Source organism: Paenibacillus sp. PvP094 (genome assembly GCF_040546835.1).
GTDB lineage: Bacteria > Bacillota > Bacilli > Paenibacillales > Paenibacillaceae > Paenibacillus > Paenibacillus illinoisensis.
Genome location: NZ_JBEPOM010000001.1, coordinates 3,608,695 through 3,628,740, shown reverse-complemented (window position 1 = coordinate 3,628,740; position 20,046 = coordinate 3,608,695). Strand labels below are relative to the sequence as shown.

The window sequence follows — 20,046 nt, the reverse complement described above, 5'->3', positions numbered from 1 at the left end:
AGTGATCCCCCTTCAATAGTTCATTCTCTAATTGAGAATAATAATCATTATTGAATGATAAACAAGAATGACAAACTGGACCATGGACTCTGTCCTGAATCCCTATGGATTATTTACCGAAGCAGATTCATCATGTCATCCACCATTCGTTCATTGGATACAGGGGAATTTTCAAGCCAAGGGTCAGCCGTAATGATATACAGACGATTATTCTGTACCGCCTTGATGTTTTGCCATAAGGATGTTTTCTGCACATCCTCCCATACGGATAATGTTTCACTCTCCTGACACACCATCAGGAAAATGCAATCGGCGTTCATTGCACTTAACTGTTCTAGGCTGATGGGTTCGTTGTATACCGTTCCCTGTGGACTGGTATAGGCGGGTCTTACACCCAAATCACCATAGAAAACCTCCGCCATGGAAGGCGAGCTGTACCGGGTGAACTGCTGTTTCAGCAGACGTACAACTACAGCTGTGTCATTACCGAGTTCCTGCTGCACCAGCACCTTAGCCTGCTGGACCTTGAGGTCATAGCTTGCCAGCCAGGCTTCGGCATCCTGCTTTCCTCCCACCTGCGCAGCCAGCGTCTGCAGCTGTACGCGCCATGAATGCTCCGAAGCTGCAATATACTGCACAGGCGCAATTTCTTCTAGCCGTTTCCTCTCTTCAGGCCGCAAATGGTCATAACTGATAATCAATTCAGGTTGATGCTCCTGCAGAGCCTGGATTTTGGATTCCCATTCCACGTCCAGACGATAGGCACTGAGGTGCACCGGGATGTCCTTACCGTACATGCGATAGTAATAGGCCGTCCATTTGGGGTGCAGCGGGGCAGCATACGGAGTCATGTTCAGCGCCAGCAAATGTCCCGTCACCCCAATATGATAGGCGGCAATTTTGCGGCGACGGCTGTTCATGTATACCGAAGGGGATACGCCTACGATTTTTTTGAATTTGCGGCTAAAGTAAAACTCATCCTGATACCCGACCTGGTGGGCGATGTCCCGCAGACGCAGATCCGTGCTGGCCATGAATTGCTTCGCCCGGTTGATCCGGAGTCCTGATATGTAGTCCGTGGTGCTCATTCCATATCTTCGTTTGAACAAGTCCACGTAATATTTCGGGCTGAGTCCGGCCATGCCTGCGAGAAGTTCCACCGTCAGATTCTCATTGGAATGTTCATCAATGTATTCTTTGGTACGCTGAATCAACATTTGAGAGTCTTCCTTGAGTGGAGTTTGAGCCTCTGTAACGTGAGCCAGGACCTGCTGGAATTCCAGATGAGCATGGAAATGATCCATGGCTTTGCCGCTGTGCCACAGGTTATTCATTTCTTCACAATGGAAAGCCAGCTGCAGTGTGGAGGCCACTGCCAACTCCCTACCGGATCGAAACAAAGGTGTCTCCTTAATGAGACGCAGCGAACTTGTGTCATCTGGGACTTCCTCATACAGATCGAAACGGACCAGTGTTACTTCAGCGCCCTCTTCTCCAAAAGATGCCAAGCCAAACGTTGATTCAGGCACACATGAATATACGCCTTGTGCCCTTATGTTTACGGAACGGTGATCCAGGGTTAACAAAGCTTCACCACCTGTAACCATGACCAATATATAAGAGGATGTATGCTGCTGGGGCAGCACCCATCCTGTAGTGGATTTGATTTTCTCGATATCTCGCAATTTCAACGTCAGACGATCAAGCGGATGTTCGGAACCCAGTAGGCGCTCCTTGTGGTGGAAAGTTTTGGGAAATCATCTATTTTCCTACCTCCATTTGATAACCATTCTCATTTACTTGTTCTAGTATATCAAATTTACGCAGGATTTCGCACGACCTTCTCAGGATCGACACATTAGAAAAGAAATGATCCACTATCCCCTAGAGGCAAATCGGATTGCCCTGCTCATCAATATCGGCAGTACCGAAATATGACCTTCATCTTCAAAACATGTAAACTCGGCACTGAAGCCCTCAAGTCCCGTCTGGCCCAGCCAATGTGCGAGCTCCCTGGAACGACCCACTACGCCGCTCGGGTGGCTTCCTTCCTGCTCCCCTGCTGCAATTAATACGTGCATCTCCGTCCCGCAATTCTCCGCGCGCGAGACCCATGATGCTCTCTGCTGTTCAATCCAAGCTGAATTCCAGTGGATGGACGGACTGCCTGCGATGTAATGGCGAAATGTTCCGGGATTGCCCAGCAGCATCTGCAATACGAATAACCCGCCGAGGGAGTGACCTACGATGGATTGCCTGCTGCGATCGATCGAATACTTCTCCTCCACCTCCGGCTTCAACTGTTCTTCGATAAAATGCATAAACGCTTCTGCACCGCCATGTTCTGGCCAGCTTGTCCCATCCGGTCTTCGGGGCAGGTCCGCTTCCGGTGCCGACATCATGAAATCGTAATGTCTTTCCGGCGGAAAAGGATGCTCAGCCTCGTAACCAATCCCGACAATCACTGCGGGGACCACTCCCGTTTTATCTGAACGCACGGATTGAACACGCATCGCCTCCACCATGGTACCGAACACAGCATTGGCATCAAGCAGATAGATTACGGGATACCCACTGGGCGGCGTAGCGATATCCGGAACAAAAACGTTAATTACATACTCGCGTCCACTTCGTTCAGCGCGCACCTTATATACAGATGTTCCCGGCAAGATCACTCCAGGACCCATGTCATCTTGATTCATGACCTGTTTCAATGATGATTCCTCCTTGTTGTTAGTCCTTCAATTTCCGATTATATCCAAGGCCCATACATCCTTCCATGGACGATCTCCCCGCCTCATATGGATAATACACCGTTCATGCAGAGTTCCCAAAAAACGAAAAAGACCGGAACATGGTCCGGTCTTCGTTCGGCCGCCGAGATGCGCGGCTTTTAGCCTATGTGATTCCTCCAGCTTATTTTGCCTTAAACTTCGCTTTTTAACTTGGAGAACACCGCAAGATCGATGTACCGTCCCTTTTCAAACTCATGCTGCCGCAGCAGACCTTCCTGTTGAAAACCAAGCTTATGCAGCAGTCTGATCGAGGCCTCATTCTTCGGTTCCACTCTCGCTTCAATCTTGTTCAGCTGCATGTTCATGAAGCCAAAATGCAGCACGGCACGTGCTACCTCAGTCATCACGCCCTTCCCCCAATACTCGGGATGCAAATCGTATCCGATCTCTGCACGGTTATGTACTTCTTCTCTATTGAGGAACCCGCAGGTACCCACCACCTTACCCGATTCCACATCTTCAATCATCCAGCGCAGACCGGACTGCTCCCTGAAAATCTTCGCATACCAACCGATCTCATCCATTGCATCGTTCACACTCTCAAAAGGAGTAAATGGCATGAATTCAACAACCGTCTCATTGGAATACAACGCCAAAACATCCAAGACATCCTGTTCATCTGCGGCTCGCAGGTTGAAGCGGTCGGTCTTAAGCACAGGGAACTCGTCAAACACAAACGGGGTATTCATGGATCGTCTCCTTTAAGCAAAACTGTAATCAAATTCTATTCATCTATATCCATATGTTTCCTATCCATTGTACCAAAATCATGAAAAAAAGACCCCTTTATTGCACAGCAGATGATAGAAACACTCACTGTACTATTCAAAAAGGAGTCTTTCTGCACACAGTTAACCGTGCCTATTCATACTTGATGGTTATTCGATTACAACCCACGGGTATTGGGACGGCTCATCAAACAGAAGTCGTATTCGATCAGGTGCACAACCTTCCTCGTCAAATACGAGCAGTTCATTCTCATCCTGAAGCCAGGAAACAGGAACTTTGTAATCTTCCTGCGGACCAATCTGCCAATATCGGCCCAGATGATGTCCATTCAGATGGAGTGTTCCCTTGCTCATTCCGGTAAGCCGAACCATCAGGTTCACTTGGTAATGTTCCGGCACATCAGGTCGGGAGAACTTCCAGCGGTACCACACCGGCTGGCCATATGAACGATCAATCAGCGGGCTGGCCATACGATTGCCACTATACTGAACGACATCCTTGGTTTCCATAGGATCGGCCGATTCAGCGAATGTACCCAGCGTTGCCCACTCCTTGGGAAGCAGTGCTTCGTTGCCTGCCATCCGCCAATCCGTCAGCTCATCTTCACTTCGGTACATGATCAGTTCCAGTCGATTCAGCGGAGTTCTGCTGTAAGGCATCTCCAGTGTGTTGACCTCACCCGGTTTCAAATAGAGTGACAGATCCACTGTGTGAAATGAAAACCAGTCCTGATATCCTTCGAGCGGTACATCAATGCCATTGATTCGCAGCCCTTTGCTTACAGCTCCAACGAGAATGGCACGGTCCATGCCACCTAGCGTGATACTCCGGCTGAGAAGCGGATGTCCCTCCAGATGATTCACTTCATCCAGATGAACAATCCCACTTGCTGCTTGCCAGTCCCGTCGGATATCCTGTACCGAACCGCCAAGATACACAGGCCCTGCCAATCCTTTGCTTTCTCCCAGATGTGGTGAGAAATTCAGTCGTCCCATGTGCTGGATCAGGATCTGGAGCCTGTTCGTTCCTTTCACAGTCCTCACCGGGATCGCCGCCGCACCAACCTGTCTTACCAGCGCCTGTTCCACGCCACCGACATATACTCTGGCCGTATCCTGAAGATCCGGCAGAATAAGATTGCTCGCACCGCCATCCTCACTGTGGAAGTCGCATTCATAGAGCAGATATCCGTAATCCTGCCCGTACTCCGCAAAGTGTTCCGGTTGACCGCTTGGTGATTGCGCCGCTGCTTCCACCTTTATAAGCGATACGTCCGGGGATTCAGACAATCTTGGAGGCATCGGCAGCACGGGCAGCTCCTGATGGTGATTGCCCTTCGTCGCATGGTAATCCTTCGTATCCTCCGCACGACCGGACTCCACTGCAGCATCCGGGTGGATGAACTCGCGTCCAGTCAGCATCTGTTCACCACAGGGCCAGCCACCGAGCAGCATCATGGACCGGTCCGGATCGGAGATCATGCCCTTGACCTGCCCGGATGGCAGAATGTCAACATCATCCACCCCGATCACATAACGCAGTTGTTCCTGATCCGCGCCTTCAATTCTCCAGGTTCGGTCCATGGCTTCACTGTCCAGCACAATGATGCGGAGCGGGACACCTCCAGCCTCCAGACGAACCGTCCCGGGTTCACGGAAATGGAACAGATCCAGGCGCCGGACATCGCTTTCCGGATCATGATCCAGAAGCAGCTGCATGCTGCTGCTTATCACTCGCAGTAATGGGGCGTCCAGTTCCACAACCGAACGCTGCCCCGTATCTCCCACAATGAACAATGTTCGTTCTCCACTCACGATTTCGTTGCCTGCAATCCATGCCCCACCAGTCAGGAAAACATCATCCGCAATCCGAATCCGGTCAAAAACCGGAACGATCTGCCCTGGGCCCAAGGCAACAGGAAGTGTCCGTCCTTCTTCCAGCGTAATTGGCACCGTCTGACGTTCATCCAGGTGACTCTCCAGGAACCAGATATTCTGGTCGCCGAAACGCCGGCCCCGCACGGAGATTCCTGAAGGGTGGCGTACGCCAATCTCTGCTTCCGGAATCTCTTCGGATTCCATGAGAAACGCTCCGAAAGCATTCACGAAATAGGACCACTTCTTGGTCACCGCGTACTTCGGCGTCACACGCCCGTATTCATTCAGCGGGGCATCGTAGTCATACGAAGTGACCATAAATATGTCGCTGCTGCCCACGGTTCTACCACCATATCCGCCAAAGTTGGTCCCGCCATAGAACATGTAATGGCTGATCCCAGTGTACCCGGCACGGAGAACCTCCATCAGCCGCTTTTCCAGTAATGGCGCCGTTTTCTGAATGGCAGAGGGTCCGCCCCAATTCTCGAACCATCCGGTCCAGAATTCGGTAACTATCTTCGGCGTATCCGGCTGTTTATCACGCAGCTTCGCATAATGCCCGTCAGCACCTGACCAGAAATTGGCCCCCTCGATCGTGCCCTCTGCCCCACCCACACAGGTGATAAGCGGAACATCGATTCCGCGACGGAGCAACCCATCCCTAAGATAATGCATATGGTCGCTTGCTGCGGCGTCATCCATCAGATACCCGTATTCGTTCTCGACCTGGACCAGAATGACGCTGCCCCCTGCGGAAACCTGGCGATCGCGAATGATCGGTACGATCCGGTCGAAATACAGATCCACATGGTGCAGATAGGTTTCGTTGTTTTCACGGAATTTCACGTTCGGTTTCGTTTCCAGCCAGTAAGGGAATCCGCCAAAATCCCATTCCGCACAGATGAACGGACCTGGACGTGCGATAACCCACATGCCCAGTTCGGCACACAGATCCAGGAAAGCCCCACAGTCACGATCTCCTTCGAAATTCCATTGTCCTTCCTCGGGCTCATGAACGTTCCAGGCAAAGTACGTATCGATGCAGTTCATGCCGGCCAGTTTGGCCTTAACCAATACCTCTCGCCACTCTTCCCTAGGCATCCGGAAGTAATGTATCGTTGCACTGTTCAGAAATACGCGTTGTCCATTCCACATGAAGCTATGCCGGTCATAACTCCATTCCGAAGTAACACGGTTGTCAGCCCCAGGTTCTGTAATCTTCTCCTGCTCATGAAGCAAAAGGGATCGTTTCTCTGTCAAAGCGTTCCCCTCCTTCTTAAATGTGTTTGAGTTCATATGTCATTCGTCTATCCTAATCAAGCGAATGGATCTGCATCAGTTCGATCTACTCGCCCGCCTTCAACGTTACACCTTCCAAAACGACGGTGGTCACGGAATTGTCCGCCACAGGCACTTCCACTCCATTGGCATACACCGGAATGTCCTCAAGCTGATCCATATTCCGGTCCGGTGAGGTCTGATACACCTGTGCCGTGGATGAATTCCCAATATCAAAAGACTGCAAATCAAAAGCCTTTTTCCCGGCAGACAGTTCATTGCGGATAACCAGCACCAGTCTCTGGCGCTCTGCGTCATAGGCAGCCAGCGTGCGTCCATCATCGGTCGGTATAATCTGCGTACCCGGACGAATGTACTTGGTGAACTGGGCCATGCCGTAATACTGCTTGGTCATCTCATACTGCTCATCCCCGTTAAAGTTGGCATGGATGAATCCCCAGTTATTATTCGCACCTTCATCTTCAACCGCCTGCCAGTAGACCCAAGCAGAAGGCTGCATGATTTTCAGATCAAACATGATTCGCTCCGCCAGTTCCTGTACCGAGGTCATATCTTCGTGATGATGAGGTTCACTGCCTCCCGTGCCATACTCGGACATCCACAATTTCTTGCCGTGCCGCTCGGCCAGGTTGCGCAGTTCCTCCATTTTGCTTCCATTATAAGAATGAGTATTGATCTGGGCGATCACATCCAGCGTATCCTGATCATACATGCTGAAGTTGTGCACAGTTTCATCAATACTGTTGTCGTCCGCAGCACTGATGACCGTGCCATCCAATCCCTTGCTCTTCAGCGATGCAGCCACCTTTTGGATGATCTCGGCCTGCTTGTCGTTGCTGAAGTGACTGCCTTCCTGCATATTGCCTTTTTTCCACCAGTCCGAGGAAGGTTCATTGAGCGGATCCAGCGTCCGGAACGTAATGCCCCACTTATCCCGGTAATGCTTCACCACTTCGGTTAAATAATCGGCAAAGGCATCATACTGATCCTCACGCAGATTATTGCCGCCGTCTACGGCACCCGTTACCGATCCGCTGATTGTCATCCAATACGGTGGTGAGTTGGAGAACGCTTCAGCGATGTTTACTCCGCGTTCCAGGGAGCCTTGCAGTACCGACCGCTGACCTGCATCCGCCTCCCAGTCCCACACGCCGGGTTCAGGCTGGAAGCCGGGAACATCACCGCCGGGGCGAAGCGTCTTCATTTCCGGGTTTTCTTCTCCGCCGATATTGTAACGGACGATGTTCAGTCCCAGCCCTTTGTCCGCATCAAAGACCAGATCCATGACTCCATCGACCTTCGCCTGATCCTTCCATCCCCCCAGATCGTTGGCCCACCATGCAAGCGACGTGCCCCATCCTTCAAAATGGTCATAGGACTGTTCCAGCTGAAGACGTACCGGCTCACCCTCAAATGCGAGTATCTTGGATTTTTCATTGGCAAATTGATTCACGATGATTCCTCCTCCCGTCAGAAGCACAATCAGGGCCATACCGATCAGGGTATAGCTCCTTTTGCGGCTGCTGCGTTGTTTGTTATCCGCCACGGTTCACCCAATCCCTTCTCCATGCACGAACATGACATCCACTGATTTTCACGACAGGTTCAATCATTGTACATACCTCCCGTTACTTGATTCCGCTGCTGCCCCCGCTAATGTTGGCTTCATAGACATAACGCTGTCCGAACAGATAGACCAGCACCATCGGAATGGTCAGGAACAACGAAGCAATCATGACCAGGTTCCATGGAGGCATCTGCCCGCCGCCAACGGTAGTCAGAAGCTGAACGCCGAGTGCGAGTGGCATTTTCTCCGGATCATTGATATAGATGAGCGGCCCCATGAAGTTCCCCCAGTTATAGGAAAACGAGAAAATGGCGATGGCCGCCAGGATGGGATACGTCAGCGGCATGATAATCTTCCAGTAGATGCCTGGATGTCCCATACCATCGATCATCGCGGCTTCATCCAGCGACTTCGGAATACTCATCACGAACTGACGGATCAGGAATACGTTGAACGCTCCTGCGAAGAAGCTCGGTACGATGAGCGGATAAAATGTATTGATCCAGTCCAGATGACGGAAGATGATGAACTGCGGCACCATGGTGACCTCACCCGGAATCATCATTGTGCTTAGCAGGACGATAAACAGAAACCGACTGCCTTTGGCCTTGATGCGAGCGAAGCCGTAAGAAACGATGGAAGCCGACAGAACCGAGCCCACGATGGTGAATACGGTAATGATGATTGAATTTTTCAAATAGGTGCCCAGGTTGTTGTTGGTGAAAATCGTGTAGAAGTTCGACCATTGGAACTCCAGCGGCACAAATGTAAAGGCTGACTTCACCGTGGTTGCGTCACTTGCCAGCGCAATCGAGATCATGTACAGGAAGGGCGAAGCAAGCAGCACCCCGACCAGGATTAGAAAAATGTAGGATATCGTTTTCTCCGCAGTGGATGGATTACTCATTCGCTTTTCCCTCCTCGTAGTGCACCCATAGTGCCGATGAACGGAACACAACCAGGGTAAGTGCCATGATGATAATGAACAGCACCCAGGCTATGGCTGAGGCGTAGCCCATTTTGTAGAACTGGAATGCATTCTGGAACAGGTAGGGAACGACCATCTGGCTCGCATTGTCAGGGCCGCCCGCTGTAACAATGAACACCTGTGCGAACGTCTGTAGTGCCCCAATCATCCCCGTAACCAGATTGAAGAATATGACGGGCGTGAGCATCGGAAAGGTAATATGAAAGAAGGACTGTGTGCTCTTCGCCCCGTCAATGGCAGCAGCCTCGTACAGCTCCTGGGGAATGCCTTTCATACCCGCCAGCAGCAGTACCACGCCACCCCCTACGCCCCAGAGGGACATGAGAATCAAGGCAGGTTTGACCCAGTTCGGGTCGAGCAACCAGGCAGGACCCGGAATGCCGAAGATGGACAGAGCCTTGTTAATCAACCCTTCGGTCGGTGCCAGCAAATGAATGAAGAGCAGCGAGCTAGCTACGACCGGTACGACCGACGGCAGATAGAACAAGATACGAAAAAAGGTAATACCCTTGATTTTTTTGTTCAGATAATAGGCGATCCAGAGGGAAATCGACATGCCCAGTGGAATGGATATCAAGGCATAGAAGAACGTATTGCCCACGGACTTCCAGAACAGTGGATCATCGGTGAGCAGCGTTTTGTAGTTGTCGAACCCGATAAATACCGGGGTCTGGAACAGATCCCAGTTGGTGAAGCTCATATAGATGGAAAACAGGATCGGACCCAGAGTAAGCCCCAGGAAGCCGATCAGCCAAGGCGAGATGAAGAGATAAAACCATTTCCCGTCTTTTTTTCTCACGTTAAGCCCTCCCCATGACGTAGAGAGCAGATGGAGATACGCACAAGTTCATGTGCTGCGCTCCATCTGTCCCCCTGTCCATGCTATTTGTAGAGTCGTTCCAGTCCACTCTGAATTTCGGTTACTGTATCATCCAGTGAAGCCTTGTTGTTGAAGTAGACGCCAAGCTTGTCATTGATCAGTTTCATCATTTCGTTCCATTGCGGGTTGAATGGTTCTGCATAAATGGTCGATTCGCTGAACGCAGCCATGTTGATCTTCTTGCCGCCATATTCGGCATTAAGGAATTCATCGCTGGACAGTCCCGCCTTCGTAGCCGGTGCATCCTGCCCTGCCTTGATCATCGGCATCTGTGCCTCAGGCGTCGTCAGTGCTTCAATAATCTTGAATGCTTCCTCCTTGTGCTTGGACGCATTCGTGATGGTGAAGCCGTTGAAGAACGCGTTCGTCTCACCCCATACCGGGGAGATATCCCAGTTGATGCCTTCCACCTTGGCGAGTGAACCGATGTTCCAGAAGCCGGTTGTTTCCATCGCGATTTTGCCCTGAGCGAACAGCGGGTCTGCACCGATATTACCCATATCGGCAATCTCCGTCGGCGTCGGTCCAGCACCGTGCGTGAAGATCAGGTCATTCATGAATTGCAGTGCATTTCGCACCGGTTCCGTGTTGAAGGTTGGCTTACCGCTCTCGTCGAACAGCGATCCGCCGTTCTGGTAGATCAGCTGCATCCACTGCGGCCACCAGCTTCCCGGGTAGTACCCCCATTGAACCGTCTTGCCGTTCTCCTGTACCGTCAGCTTCTTGGCTGCTTCGAGCAGGTCTTCCTGGGTCCAGTCCTTGGTTGGGTATTCCACCCCTGCCTTGTCGAATAGATCCTTGTTATAAAAGAGTACCATCGCGCCTGCGCGGTCCGGCATGCCGAACTGCTTGCCGTCGTATTTCATGAGGTTCGCGATGTCATCGGAATAGCGCTCGGACATGTTGACATTGTTCGCTTGGATCATCTCATCCAGCGGAATGATCTGATTTTTGGAGGCGTACGCCTGATAATTCTCGGCAATCATCATGATGTCGGGCGCAGTTCCCCCGGCGATCATGGTCTGTACCTTTTGGTCATAATCCCCTGCAACCACGTTAAGCTTCACGTTAATATCGGGATAGGTCTGTTTCACAATGTCGAGTCTCTCCTGGTAAATCTTCTTCTCATCCTCCGAGCCCCAGATCGTCATGCTCAGATCAACCTTGCCTCCGGCCCCGCCAGCTGAATCGCCGCCGTTTCCGCTGCTGCAAGCTGTCAGAACCACAACCATAACCAACATCAATAACGAAATGACCTTTAAACTTCTTCTCATACGGTACGCCCCCTCGAAATAATGAATGGATGACCACACTGAAACCCATTTCATGAAATGGGTTTCATAAAGCTTAAAATCAAAACCCGTTCCACTTCATGAAAGGGGTTTCATTTACGGACTCATTATATTTCACCTTTCGAGGGAATGTCAACGCTTTCTTTTCCAGATGTCCGTCCCTTTATCGCTTGGCAGGACCCGTGCTCTGACGGATAATCAGCTCCGGCTGCAGCACGGTTTGCTTCTTCGCTTGTCCCTGATTAATCAGCTCGTGCAGCTTATCCACCGCCAGCTTGCCAAGCTGATACGTATTCTGTGACACGGTCGTCAGTTCCGGAATAACCGCACTGGCCAGCGGCGTATCATCGAATCCCACGATGGAAATATCCTGTGGAATCGACAGGCCATGTTCAATCGTTGCCTTGATCGCACCAATGGCGGTGTAATCATTTACACAGATGACCCCTGTCGGTGGATTGTCCTGCTCCAGCAGCTTGGACATCTCCCGTTTGCCGTCATCGATGGAGAAACTGCCGAGCAGCTGGCGTTCTTTCGGAATTTCGAGTCCATGCTCCCGCAGTTTTTTCTGCACGGCCTTGACCTTGACCATCGTTGTGGACAATTCTCTCAATCCGCCTACAAAAGCGATATCCCGATGTCCCAGTTCCAGCAAATGTTCCGCAGCGAGTACAGCTCCTGCCGCTTCATCCGTGAAAACCCGGTGGAAACCTCCTTTGGGAATATTGCCATTGACCAAAACAATCGGCATGCGTTTCCCCATGTCGATCAATTCCTGAGCCATGTCGTCCGGACAATGCTGCATGTTGATTCTTCCCCCGAGGAAAATAATGCCGTCCACCCGCTTTTCCCGCAAAATGGACAGATACTCGGACTCCCGGTTGTAATCCCCCGCCGTATTGCACAGAAAGAACGTGTATCCCAAGCCGCGTGCCTCATTCTCGGCACCCCAGAATACTTCCGGGAAGAACGGATTGGTAATGTCGGGAAGGATGATGGCAATCGTGCCCGTCTCTTTCTTGATCAGGCTTCGTGCCTGCGCATTGGGCTGGAACTGGTGCTTCTCGATAATCGACATGATCTTCTCTCTCGTGCTTGCCCGTACGGGTGCCGTATCGTTGAGCACCCGGGAGACGGTCGCAACAGATACGTTCGCTTCTTTCGCGATGTCATAAATGGTGATCGGTGTCATAAGTGGAACCTTCCTTTGTCTCTAATTTTCCTGCTTATCATACCAGATAAGGATGGGTGATGTAATGGGTTTCACTCTGATGCATCAACCTCGTGTCAAAATAAACAGCTTGCTGTCGGCATTCACGATCTGCGTGCCGTTTTCCAGCTGCACAAGAGACGTATCCCAGTGGGTATGTCCGCAAAAGACGACCGTCTCCGGCCCGGCCTCCAGGGCCTGCCGGATCAGCGGTTCGCCCATGAGCCCAAGCTCGGGAATGCCCGGGCTCTGGTGCAGCAGCAAGCAATCCGGCTGCTGCTTCAGCAGCTTGTTCACGGATTGCAGGTAGTGCTTCTCCGGCAGCCGGTTCGGCTTGTCCGGCCTGCCGATAATGCCGCCCAGGCCAGCGATGCGCAGCAGCTGTGACTGGGCGGCAGCATGCGACGCAGGGCCACCTGGTGGCGGGCCTGCGCCAATGACGGCTGGGACATCCATGTAGTGGATGCCCTCGCCGCTGTGCAGCCGATGAGCGCCTGCTTCATCGGTGAGATCATGATTGCCGTCCACGCCGGCAACCCAGCCGAAGGCTTCCCGGAAGGCAAGCCAGACGGGAACCGGATTACCGCTTGCTCCCCTTTTGCCGCGCCGGGCATACAGGTCTCCGCACAATAACACTCCCACATGTCCTGGATCAATCTCCGGCCATTCCACTTCCAGCAGCAGCCGGACATGAGCGGGCAGCATAACACCGAGCAATGCATCCATGTCGGATACAGCCGCTGCATCGGCGGTTATCGTGTGCGGCTCCATCCGTGGCACAGGCACAATGCCCTGCAGATCCGAAGCCACAATAAGTGCATCTATACCCTCCGGCAGCCCGGAAACCGTACCATGATATATGGGCAGCTGTGCCTCTGCGACCTCTCCCCCGGGGATGGCATTCAGGTAATCATACGGTTCTATCGGCTGGTCGTTCAGGTTCAAGATTTTCATGCAAATTCGCCTCCTTCGCTGACGAAAAATGTCCGTGTTTTTGTATAGAAGTACTCTAAACTGCGATTAAGATTTATGTATGACTTCCAAGCTTGTACATGGAGCAAATTCGTCTTAATTTTTTCCTTGATTTTGGCATGGATACTCCTTCTATTTTACATCATTTGCCCATATATTAGATTGTAAGCGAATTCATATGGTGATTAGAGGAGTGTGAACTTACGTTATGATCATTCAGGTCAGCCCGCTGGCAGAATCAAGACTTAACGCGATGCTGGGAGATCGGCCAGGCTATTTAAAGCTGTTTTATGACACCGATGGATGCGGATGCGATGGCACTGCGGTCCTCCTGATCGTTAACGAACCGGATAGTGATGACATTCCGATTGAATCCGGTGCGCTCCCTTTTCTCATCAACAAACAGCAGCAGATATACTTCGAGTCCAACTTGCGTCTGCAATCGGAGAACAGCTTCCCTTCGTACCGGCTGACCAGTGATTCCATGATCTATAGCAGCCATGTCAAGGTCCATGATCTTCGGGATACGGCCAACTCTTCACCCGAGCCGCTCAGTTGGTTCGTCCGCTGATTTATTTTACTACGCTTAAACACATATGCAAAAGCCGGCACTCCCGTTGGAGCGACCGGCTTTTGTTATGAAGGCATGGAAAACTATATTTGTACCGGATCTAGACCTATTTGAGACCCGTTGTCGCAATGCCGCGAATAATCTGTTTCTGGAAACACAGAAAAAGGATAATAAGCGGAAGGACTGAAAGTGTTGCACCTGTCATAATTTGTACCCAGTTGCTGCTGTCTTTGGCTTCGCTTGAAAAGAAGGCCATTCCAACCGGTATCGTAAACATCTCCTCGCTCTGCGTAATGATCAGCGGCCAAATGAATGAATTCCAGCTGCCCAGGAACGTCAAAATGCACAGGGTCGCCAGCGCCGGCTTCACCAGCGGAACGGCAATCCGAAGGAAAATGCCCCATTCGCCCATGCCGTCAATCCGCGCCGCATCGAGTAACTCCGAGGGCAGGGATTCCATGAATTGCTTCATCAGGAAAATGCCAAACCCTGAGATCAGACCCGGAAAGAGAATGCCCCAATACGTGTCCATACCGTTAAAACTGCTGGATACCAGGTACCATGGAATGATCAGCATTTCAGTCGGAACCATTAGTGTGCTGAGAATCAGAACAAAAATGACTTGCTTGCCCCAAAACGAAAATTTGGCCAAAATGTATCCGGTAATGGAATCAAATACACACACACTTGCGGTAGCAATGACAGCAATATACAGGCTATTCAGCATCCATGTCGGAAATGGTGTTTCCCGAAACATGGTCGCATAATTCTCCCAGGTGAACCGGGAAGGGATCAAGCTCAATGAATAAATCTCATCCAGTGTCTTGAACGATGTGGAGATCATCCACAGGAACGGGAACACCATTACACCAAGACCGAGTGTAAGCAAAATGTAACTGATAAGGGACCCGGAGCGTTTCCAGTGTACAGTCGCCTTGGATGCGGGCCATGCAGAAGCTCTGCTCATCCTGACAGCATGCCTCCTTTCATATCAATCCTGTTGATAACGACTTCCCAATACTTTTAGCTGAATCAGAGTCAGCACAAGAATGATAGCAAACAGAATGACGGTTGCTGCAGAAGCCATGCCCATGTCAAAACTTTTGAAGGCCAAATTGTAAATGTGTAATACAACCGATATGGTTGAATCCAGCGGGCCACCACCTGTCATATTCAGCACTTGGGTGAAGGATTGAAGAAACCCGATGCTTGCCATAACGACAGACAACAGCATCACCGGATTCAGCAGAGGCAGGGTAATATGTACAAACCTTTGCCAGGCTGTTGCCCCGTCAATGGAAGCTGCCTCATAGTACATCTTCGGAATATTCTCCAACCCCGCGAGAAAAATCAGCATTTGAAACCCGATATTCTGCCAGACCATCACCGTGATGATCCAGAAGATGGCTTGGGAGGGTGAGTACAGAAAAGACTGAGGGCCAAGACCTGCCTCGATAAACAGGGAATTCACAATCCCATTTTTCATCAGCAGCCACCGAAATACCCAGCTTACCGCTACCACGCTGGTTACATACGGAATGAAATAGGCCGTTCTGAACAAGCCCTTCATTTTTACCACCTGCTGCAGAAGCAGCGCGACAATTAGTCCCGCAATTAACTGCGCAGGTACACCTACTACGACATAGATTCCCGTGTTCATCAATGCCTTGAGGAATAGTGAGTCGCTTAGCAGCGTCGCGTAATTGTTCAAACCTACAAAAGGTTTGTCTGGTGACAGCATGCCCCATTCGCGAAAGCTCACATTGAAGGAATACAGGATAGGCAGGATGCGGACCACGACAAAGTAGAGCAGCGGAAGCAGCAATCCGCTATAAATGAACAGCAGCCTCTTCTGCCTGTAATTCAGCTTTCTTAATCCCCGTTCGGAAAACAACCGCCGCTTCGGCCGCGAAGGGATTACGCCAGTGGTTCTCATGTATTTTGCCAGCCTCCTTGATCAGGCCTTATTTTTGCTTATCCTGCTTTGCCCAATAATCGTCATACAGCTTTTGCGTTTTGGTCACCAGATCATGAAAGGCCTGTTCCTCGGAAACACCATTCAGCAGCACTTCATCCACCGCATTCACAAACAGTGTACGCTCCTGTGTCTCATCAATGAAGAAGTGAGCGTTGGCATCGTTGAGTTGAGAGATGAAAGGGCCCAGCAGCGGATCGTTAACATACTTATCCTGAAGGGCCACCTCTTTTTGGGCAGGCAGTTCACCCACTTTCTCCACCCATTGCTCCTGAACTCCTTTACTGATCAGAAACTGAAGGAATGTCGTTGCGGCCTCCAGCTTCTCCCCGGTCACATTGGCAGGGATGGCATTGGCCCAGAATGAAGCCTGTGTTGATTTTCCTTTATATGCGGGCAAGGGGGCGACAGCAAAATTCAAATCCGGTGCGTCCTTCTTGATGGAGCCCAGTCGGTACGAACCGTCCACGTTAATGGCGGCATACCCCGTTTTGAATGCATTCGCGTCATCGGTATAAAAGCCGTTAATGCCTACCTTGTGCTTGGTCGCAAAATCAACCAGATACGTGAATGCTTCCAGTCCGGCAGGTGATTCGTTCCACAGGATCTGACGGCGATCCTCGCTGGTGTCCTTGCCTCCCGCCTGATACAGCAATCCGTCCCGGAACCAGTGGTGTAGCTGGGAACCCGGTTCCCAGGCAAAGCCTTCGATGACAAACTGTCCATTTTTATCCGTTTCCGTCAAGGCCTTGGCATCAGCGACAAGCTCTTCCCAAGTGGCGGGCGGTTTCTCAGGATCCAATCCTGCCTTGGCAAATAGGTCTTTGTTATAGAACAATCCCAGTGTTCTTACCCCCGTAGGCAGAGCGTAGTAGTTTCCGTTCAGCCTGGCTGTCTCGACAAAAGGAAAAAATCGATCGGCTATATCCGGAAATTCGGTTTCCGACAAGGGCTGCAAATAACCGGATTGCACGTATTTGGGCAGCCAGCCGTAATACAGATTAATGACGTCCGGCCCTTTGCCAGCAGGTACAAGCGTGGCCACCTTTTGATTGTACTGATCATATGGAAAATTGGTTTGTTTGACTTTAATATCGGGATGTTCACTTTCAAATTCCTGGATCAACGTATCCATTAGCTCCACCTTGGCCGGGAACTCATACTGCCAATATTCGATGGTCACCGGCTCGGACTCGCCATTCGAAGCTGTACCCGTCTCCAGCGTCTCGCCGGATGTCTTCGCTGAACAAGCCGTAATACTTAATAACAGAACGCCTACAACCAAAAATCGCAGGCCTCTGCGCTGTTTCCATGGATTCATACGTGATATCGTCAAAACAAAACCACTCCCCTTCTCCTTCAGATCAATGTTATTCACTCCGATGGTTTCCCGCATTGGTTCCGACTTGATTCAGAGCATGCAGATTGAGCAGCCGCCTTGCATTATTTCCGAAGATAAGCTCGATATCCGCTTCATGGAAACGCAGTTCCCGGCAGACCCGAACCTGATCCTGCAGATAGCGATACGGATAACCCCGAGGGAATCCACTTGCATCCGTCCCAAAAATGATTCGTTCCGGGCCGAGCAGTTCGTAGGTTTTGCGGAACAACGTCTCCAGGTTCAGCTCATATGGCATCCAGCGCACCCACTGGTTGGAACCCGAGGTATCGATGTAAATGTTAGGGCAACTCCAGCATAAATGGAGCAATTCCTGAAAGTAACCCGCCCCAAAATGCGGGATAATAAACGGAATATCCGGATATGTCCGAGCCGTGTTAAAAATCGCAAGCGGATTGATATTAGGATGATGCACGATGCCTCCCGCATGGCCTAACAGGCCAAAGTGAATCAATACAGGAAGTCGGCGTTCGGCAAGAAACTCCCACACCGGGTCAAGGGAAGGTGAGTCAAAAGGAATCTGGGTTAGTGGTCCAAAAAGCTTGTATCCCCGCAGCCCCAACTCATCAACCGCACGTCTCAGTTCAGCAGCCGCACCTTCATCCTCAATCGGATGACAGGCGAAGCCGGTAAATCGGTCCGGATACCGGGATATCTGCTCGGCGAGCTTGTCATTATCCAGAGCTGTCAGGAAGTTAAGCCCGTCAATATGGTATTTATCCAATTCATCCACCCACCGGTCAATCAGGGGTCTTGCCGCAATCTCTGGCACCAACTCCCCTTCAGGAAAATCCCATGAAAGTCGCATGCGCTCACTCCGCTCTCGCCCATAACGCGATATCAACTCATGTGTTTTATGCTGGGAGAGCAGCAGTTTGTATGGAAGATGTGCATGGATATCAAACACTTGGAAATCAGGATTGGAGAACATCGTTTTGCTCCTTTCGTTTAAGTTTCGTTAAGCCACCCGTTCAGAATTCGATTCAGATTCTCATCTACCGAACTGAGCTTGCTGATGGTATTGCGGCTCCATGCTTCAAGCCCATCCAGCCTTGTTTCTTGACCCGACAATGCTCTATGAACTTCATCCGGACTGGGTCCTCCCTTGATGTTCCGAATGTGAACAAAATGCTGCGGGGATACTGTCTTTTGCAAAGTTTCGCGCGTCAGAACGAGTGGTTTGCCCGCCATGTTATGCACCGCTGCTTCGACGATTTCCCAGGTTAAGCCTGAGATTGGCTTACCGGATTCGATCAACTGGTTAACCAAACGGCTCACAATGGAGTGTGATTGTCGAAATGACAACCCTTCCGTGCGGACGAGCGTATCCGCAAGTTCGGTTACTGTGGCGAAACTGTTCTCGGCCCGCTCACGAAGCAGTTCCTCATTCACCCTGAGTGAACGAATGACTTCGGATAGCAAACGGTATACGGACTCCAGCGTCCTGAGACTTCTCCACAGATAAGGCTGCATATCATCTTCCGTATCCACAATGTCACCAAATGGGGTGTTATGCATCATGCCGAGAACGGTGGCTGCATCCCCTTTCGCACTGGAGAGGAGTGAACGGGCATGCTCAAGGGAAACCGGATTTCGTTTTTGCGGCATGATGGAACTAATCTGGACGTAAGGTGCGGCAACCATTATTCCGCCATATTCCTGCGTACACCACAGCAGCAGATCTTGAACATGACGTCCCAGATGGACTGCCGCAAGCTGTACGGCAGAAGCGGCTTCTCCTGCATAATCTGCACCGCTAACAGCGTCGTAGGCATTTTCAATAACGTCATCGAATGCAAGTAACTCAGCGGTCCGTTCCCGAGAGATCGGGAAACCGGAAGTGGTGAGTGCCGCAGCACCCAGGCTGCTCCGGTTACAGCCTGCATAGGCTGTTTGCAATCGCAAGAGGTCGCGTTCCAGTGAATCACTAACGGCACAGATGTAATGAGCAAGTGTTGTGGGCTGGGCTTGTTGTGTGTGGGTATGTGCAATCATGAGGGTATGAATGTGACGTGATGCAAAATCTCTGAGACTTCGGTGCAGTGACAATCCTGAAGCAATGGCTGTGCTCAGCTTCTCTCTCAGCACCATACGATACATGGCTATCCCCATATCGTTGCGGCTCCGGGCTACATGCAAATTCCCGGTGCATTCTCCGCCAAGCTTCTCCAGCTCATATTCAACCTGAAAAAACAGGTCTTCCACCCGGGATGAATATGTACTGGTCCGAAGTTCATTCACTTGAAGATTTAGAACGGCTGAAGCGATGCGAAGGGCCTCAGGCTCAGATATAATGCGTTGTTCCCGAAGCATAATCAGATGTGCTTTGTTTACGGCCATCATGGGGTTCAGAAGATGCTGTCTGGCCTGGTTATAGGCAGGTTCAAGGACAATTTCGGCATAGGTTGGACTGGGAAATGAAGATGCTTGCTCGCGATCGATTGACGTTGACTTCACTCTCCTTCATGAGAATCCGGGTTAATCCAGTCACT

General features: G+C 51.0%; 16 protein-coding genes. 1 reads left to right on the top strand and 15 read right to left on the bottom strand.

Annotated features, from left to right (window positions below; translation table 11 throughout):
- Positions 1 to 113 precede the first annotated feature (113 nt).
- The 10 genes from ABIC22_RS16750 to ABIC22_RS16705 all read right to left on the bottom strand — a co-directional run bounded on the left by ABIC22_RS16750 (position 114) and on the right by ABIC22_RS16705 (position 13,591).
- A complete protein-coding gene (locus tag ABIC22_RS16750; protein WP_354482370.1) occupies positions 114 to 1,691 on the bottom strand; it encodes an AraC family transcriptional regulator in 1,578 nt (525 codons plus the stop codon).
- A 186-nt stretch (positions 1,692 to 1,877) separates the two neighbouring features.
- Positions 1,878 to 2,702 (bottom strand): alpha/beta hydrolase, encoded by an 825-nt coding sequence (locus tag ABIC22_RS16745; protein ID WP_483312594.1) that lies wholly within the window; start codon positions 2,700 to 2,702, stop codon positions 1,878 to 1,880.
- 224 nt (positions 2,703 to 2,926) lie between these two features.
- Entirely contained in the window at positions 2,927 to 3,484 is a 558-nt protein-coding gene (locus ABIC22_RS16740) for a GNAT family N-acetyltransferase (RefSeq protein WP_354482364.1), read from the bottom strand.
- Positions 3,485 to 3,673: 189 nt separating this feature from the next.
- A complete protein-coding gene (locus tag ABIC22_RS16735) occupies positions 3,674 to 6,661 on the bottom strand; it encodes a beta-galactosidase (protein WP_354482361.1) in 2,988 nt (995 codons plus the stop codon).
- 85 nt (positions 6,662 to 6,746) lie between these two features.
- Positions 6,747 to 8,246: a glycoside hydrolase family 30 protein gene (locus tag ABIC22_RS16730; protein ID WP_354482358.1), complete on the bottom strand. Its 1,500-nt coding sequence runs from the start codon at positions 8,244 to 8,246 to the stop codon at positions 6,747 to 6,749.
- Positions 8,247 to 8,328: 82 nt separating this feature from the next.
- A complete protein-coding gene (locus ABIC22_RS16725) occupies positions 8,329 to 9,174 on the bottom strand; it encodes a carbohydrate ABC transporter permease (protein WP_095289651.1) in 846 nt (281 codons plus the stop codon).
- Entirely contained in the window at positions 9,167 to 10,054 is an 888-nt protein-coding gene (locus tag ABIC22_RS16720) for a carbohydrate ABC transporter permease (protein ID WP_354482354.1), read from the bottom strand. The genes ABIC22_RS16725 and ABIC22_RS16720 overlap by 8 nt, the downstream gene beginning before the upstream one ends.
- Before the next feature lie 83 nt (positions 10,055 to 10,137).
- The gene (locus tag ABIC22_RS16715) at positions 10,138 to 11,409 is read right to left on the bottom strand and encodes an ABC transporter substrate-binding protein (RefSeq protein WP_354482351.1); all 1,272 of its coding nucleotides are present in this window, start codon (positions 11,407 to 11,409) and stop codon (positions 10,138 to 10,140) included.
- A gap of 181 nt (positions 11,410 to 11,590) precedes the next feature.
- Positions 11,591 to 12,619: a LacI family DNA-binding transcriptional regulator gene (locus ABIC22_RS16710; protein WP_354482348.1), complete on the bottom strand. Its 1,029-nt coding sequence runs from the start codon at positions 12,617 to 12,619 to the stop codon at positions 11,591 to 11,593.
- Between the two features lie 84 nt (positions 12,620 to 12,703).
- Positions 12,704 to 13,591 (bottom strand): metallophosphoesterase family protein, encoded by an 888-nt coding sequence (locus ABIC22_RS16705; RefSeq protein WP_354482345.1) that lies wholly within the window; start codon positions 13,589 to 13,591, stop codon positions 12,704 to 12,706.
- 226 nt (positions 13,592 to 13,817) lie between these two features.
- Here ABIC22_RS16705 and ABIC22_RS16700 point away from each other — a divergent pair, with 226 nt between their 5' ends.
- On the top strand, positions 13,818 to 14,180 hold the full coding sequence (locus tag ABIC22_RS16700) for an iron-sulfur cluster biosynthesis family protein (protein ID WP_127538759.1): 363 nt from the start codon (positions 13,818 to 13,820) through the stop codon (positions 14,178 to 14,180).
- Between the two features lie 106 nt (positions 14,181 to 14,286).
- Here ABIC22_RS16700 and ABIC22_RS16695 read toward each other — a convergent pair whose 3' ends face one another.
- From ABIC22_RS16695 to argH, 5 genes are read right to left on the bottom strand one after another with little or no spacing between them, the layout of a single operon-like run.
- Positions 14,287 to 15,147, bottom strand: a complete 861-nt coding sequence (locus tag ABIC22_RS16695) for a carbohydrate ABC transporter permease (protein WP_354482342.1) — start codon at positions 15,145 to 15,147, stop codon at positions 14,287 to 14,289.
- A gap of 24 nt (positions 15,148 to 15,171) precedes the next feature.
- Positions 15,172 to 16,116, bottom strand: coding sequence for a carbohydrate ABC transporter permease (locus ABIC22_RS16690; RefSeq protein WP_354482339.1), 945 nt, complete (start codon positions 16,114 to 16,116; stop codon positions 15,172 to 15,174).
- A gap of 28 nt (positions 16,117 to 16,144) precedes the next feature.
- Positions 16,145 to 17,533, bottom strand: a complete 1,389-nt coding sequence (locus ABIC22_RS16685) for a sugar ABC transporter substrate-binding protein (RefSeq protein ID WP_354482337.1) — start codon at positions 17,531 to 17,533, stop codon at positions 16,145 to 16,147.
- Entirely contained in the window at positions 17,526 to 18,485 is a 960-nt protein-coding gene (locus tag ABIC22_RS16680) for an amidohydrolase family protein (protein ID WP_354482334.1), read from the bottom strand. Before ABIC22_RS16680 ends, ABIC22_RS16685 begins: the two co-directional genes overlap by 8 nt.
- Positions 18,486 to 18,502: 17 nt before the next feature.
- The gene (gene argH, locus ABIC22_RS16675; RefSeq protein WP_354482331.1) at positions 18,503 to 20,011 is read right to left on the bottom strand and encodes an argininosuccinate lyase; all 1,509 of its coding nucleotides are present in this window, start codon (positions 20,009 to 20,011) and stop codon (positions 18,503 to 18,505) included.
- Positions 20,012 to 20,046 lie beyond the last annotated feature (35 nt).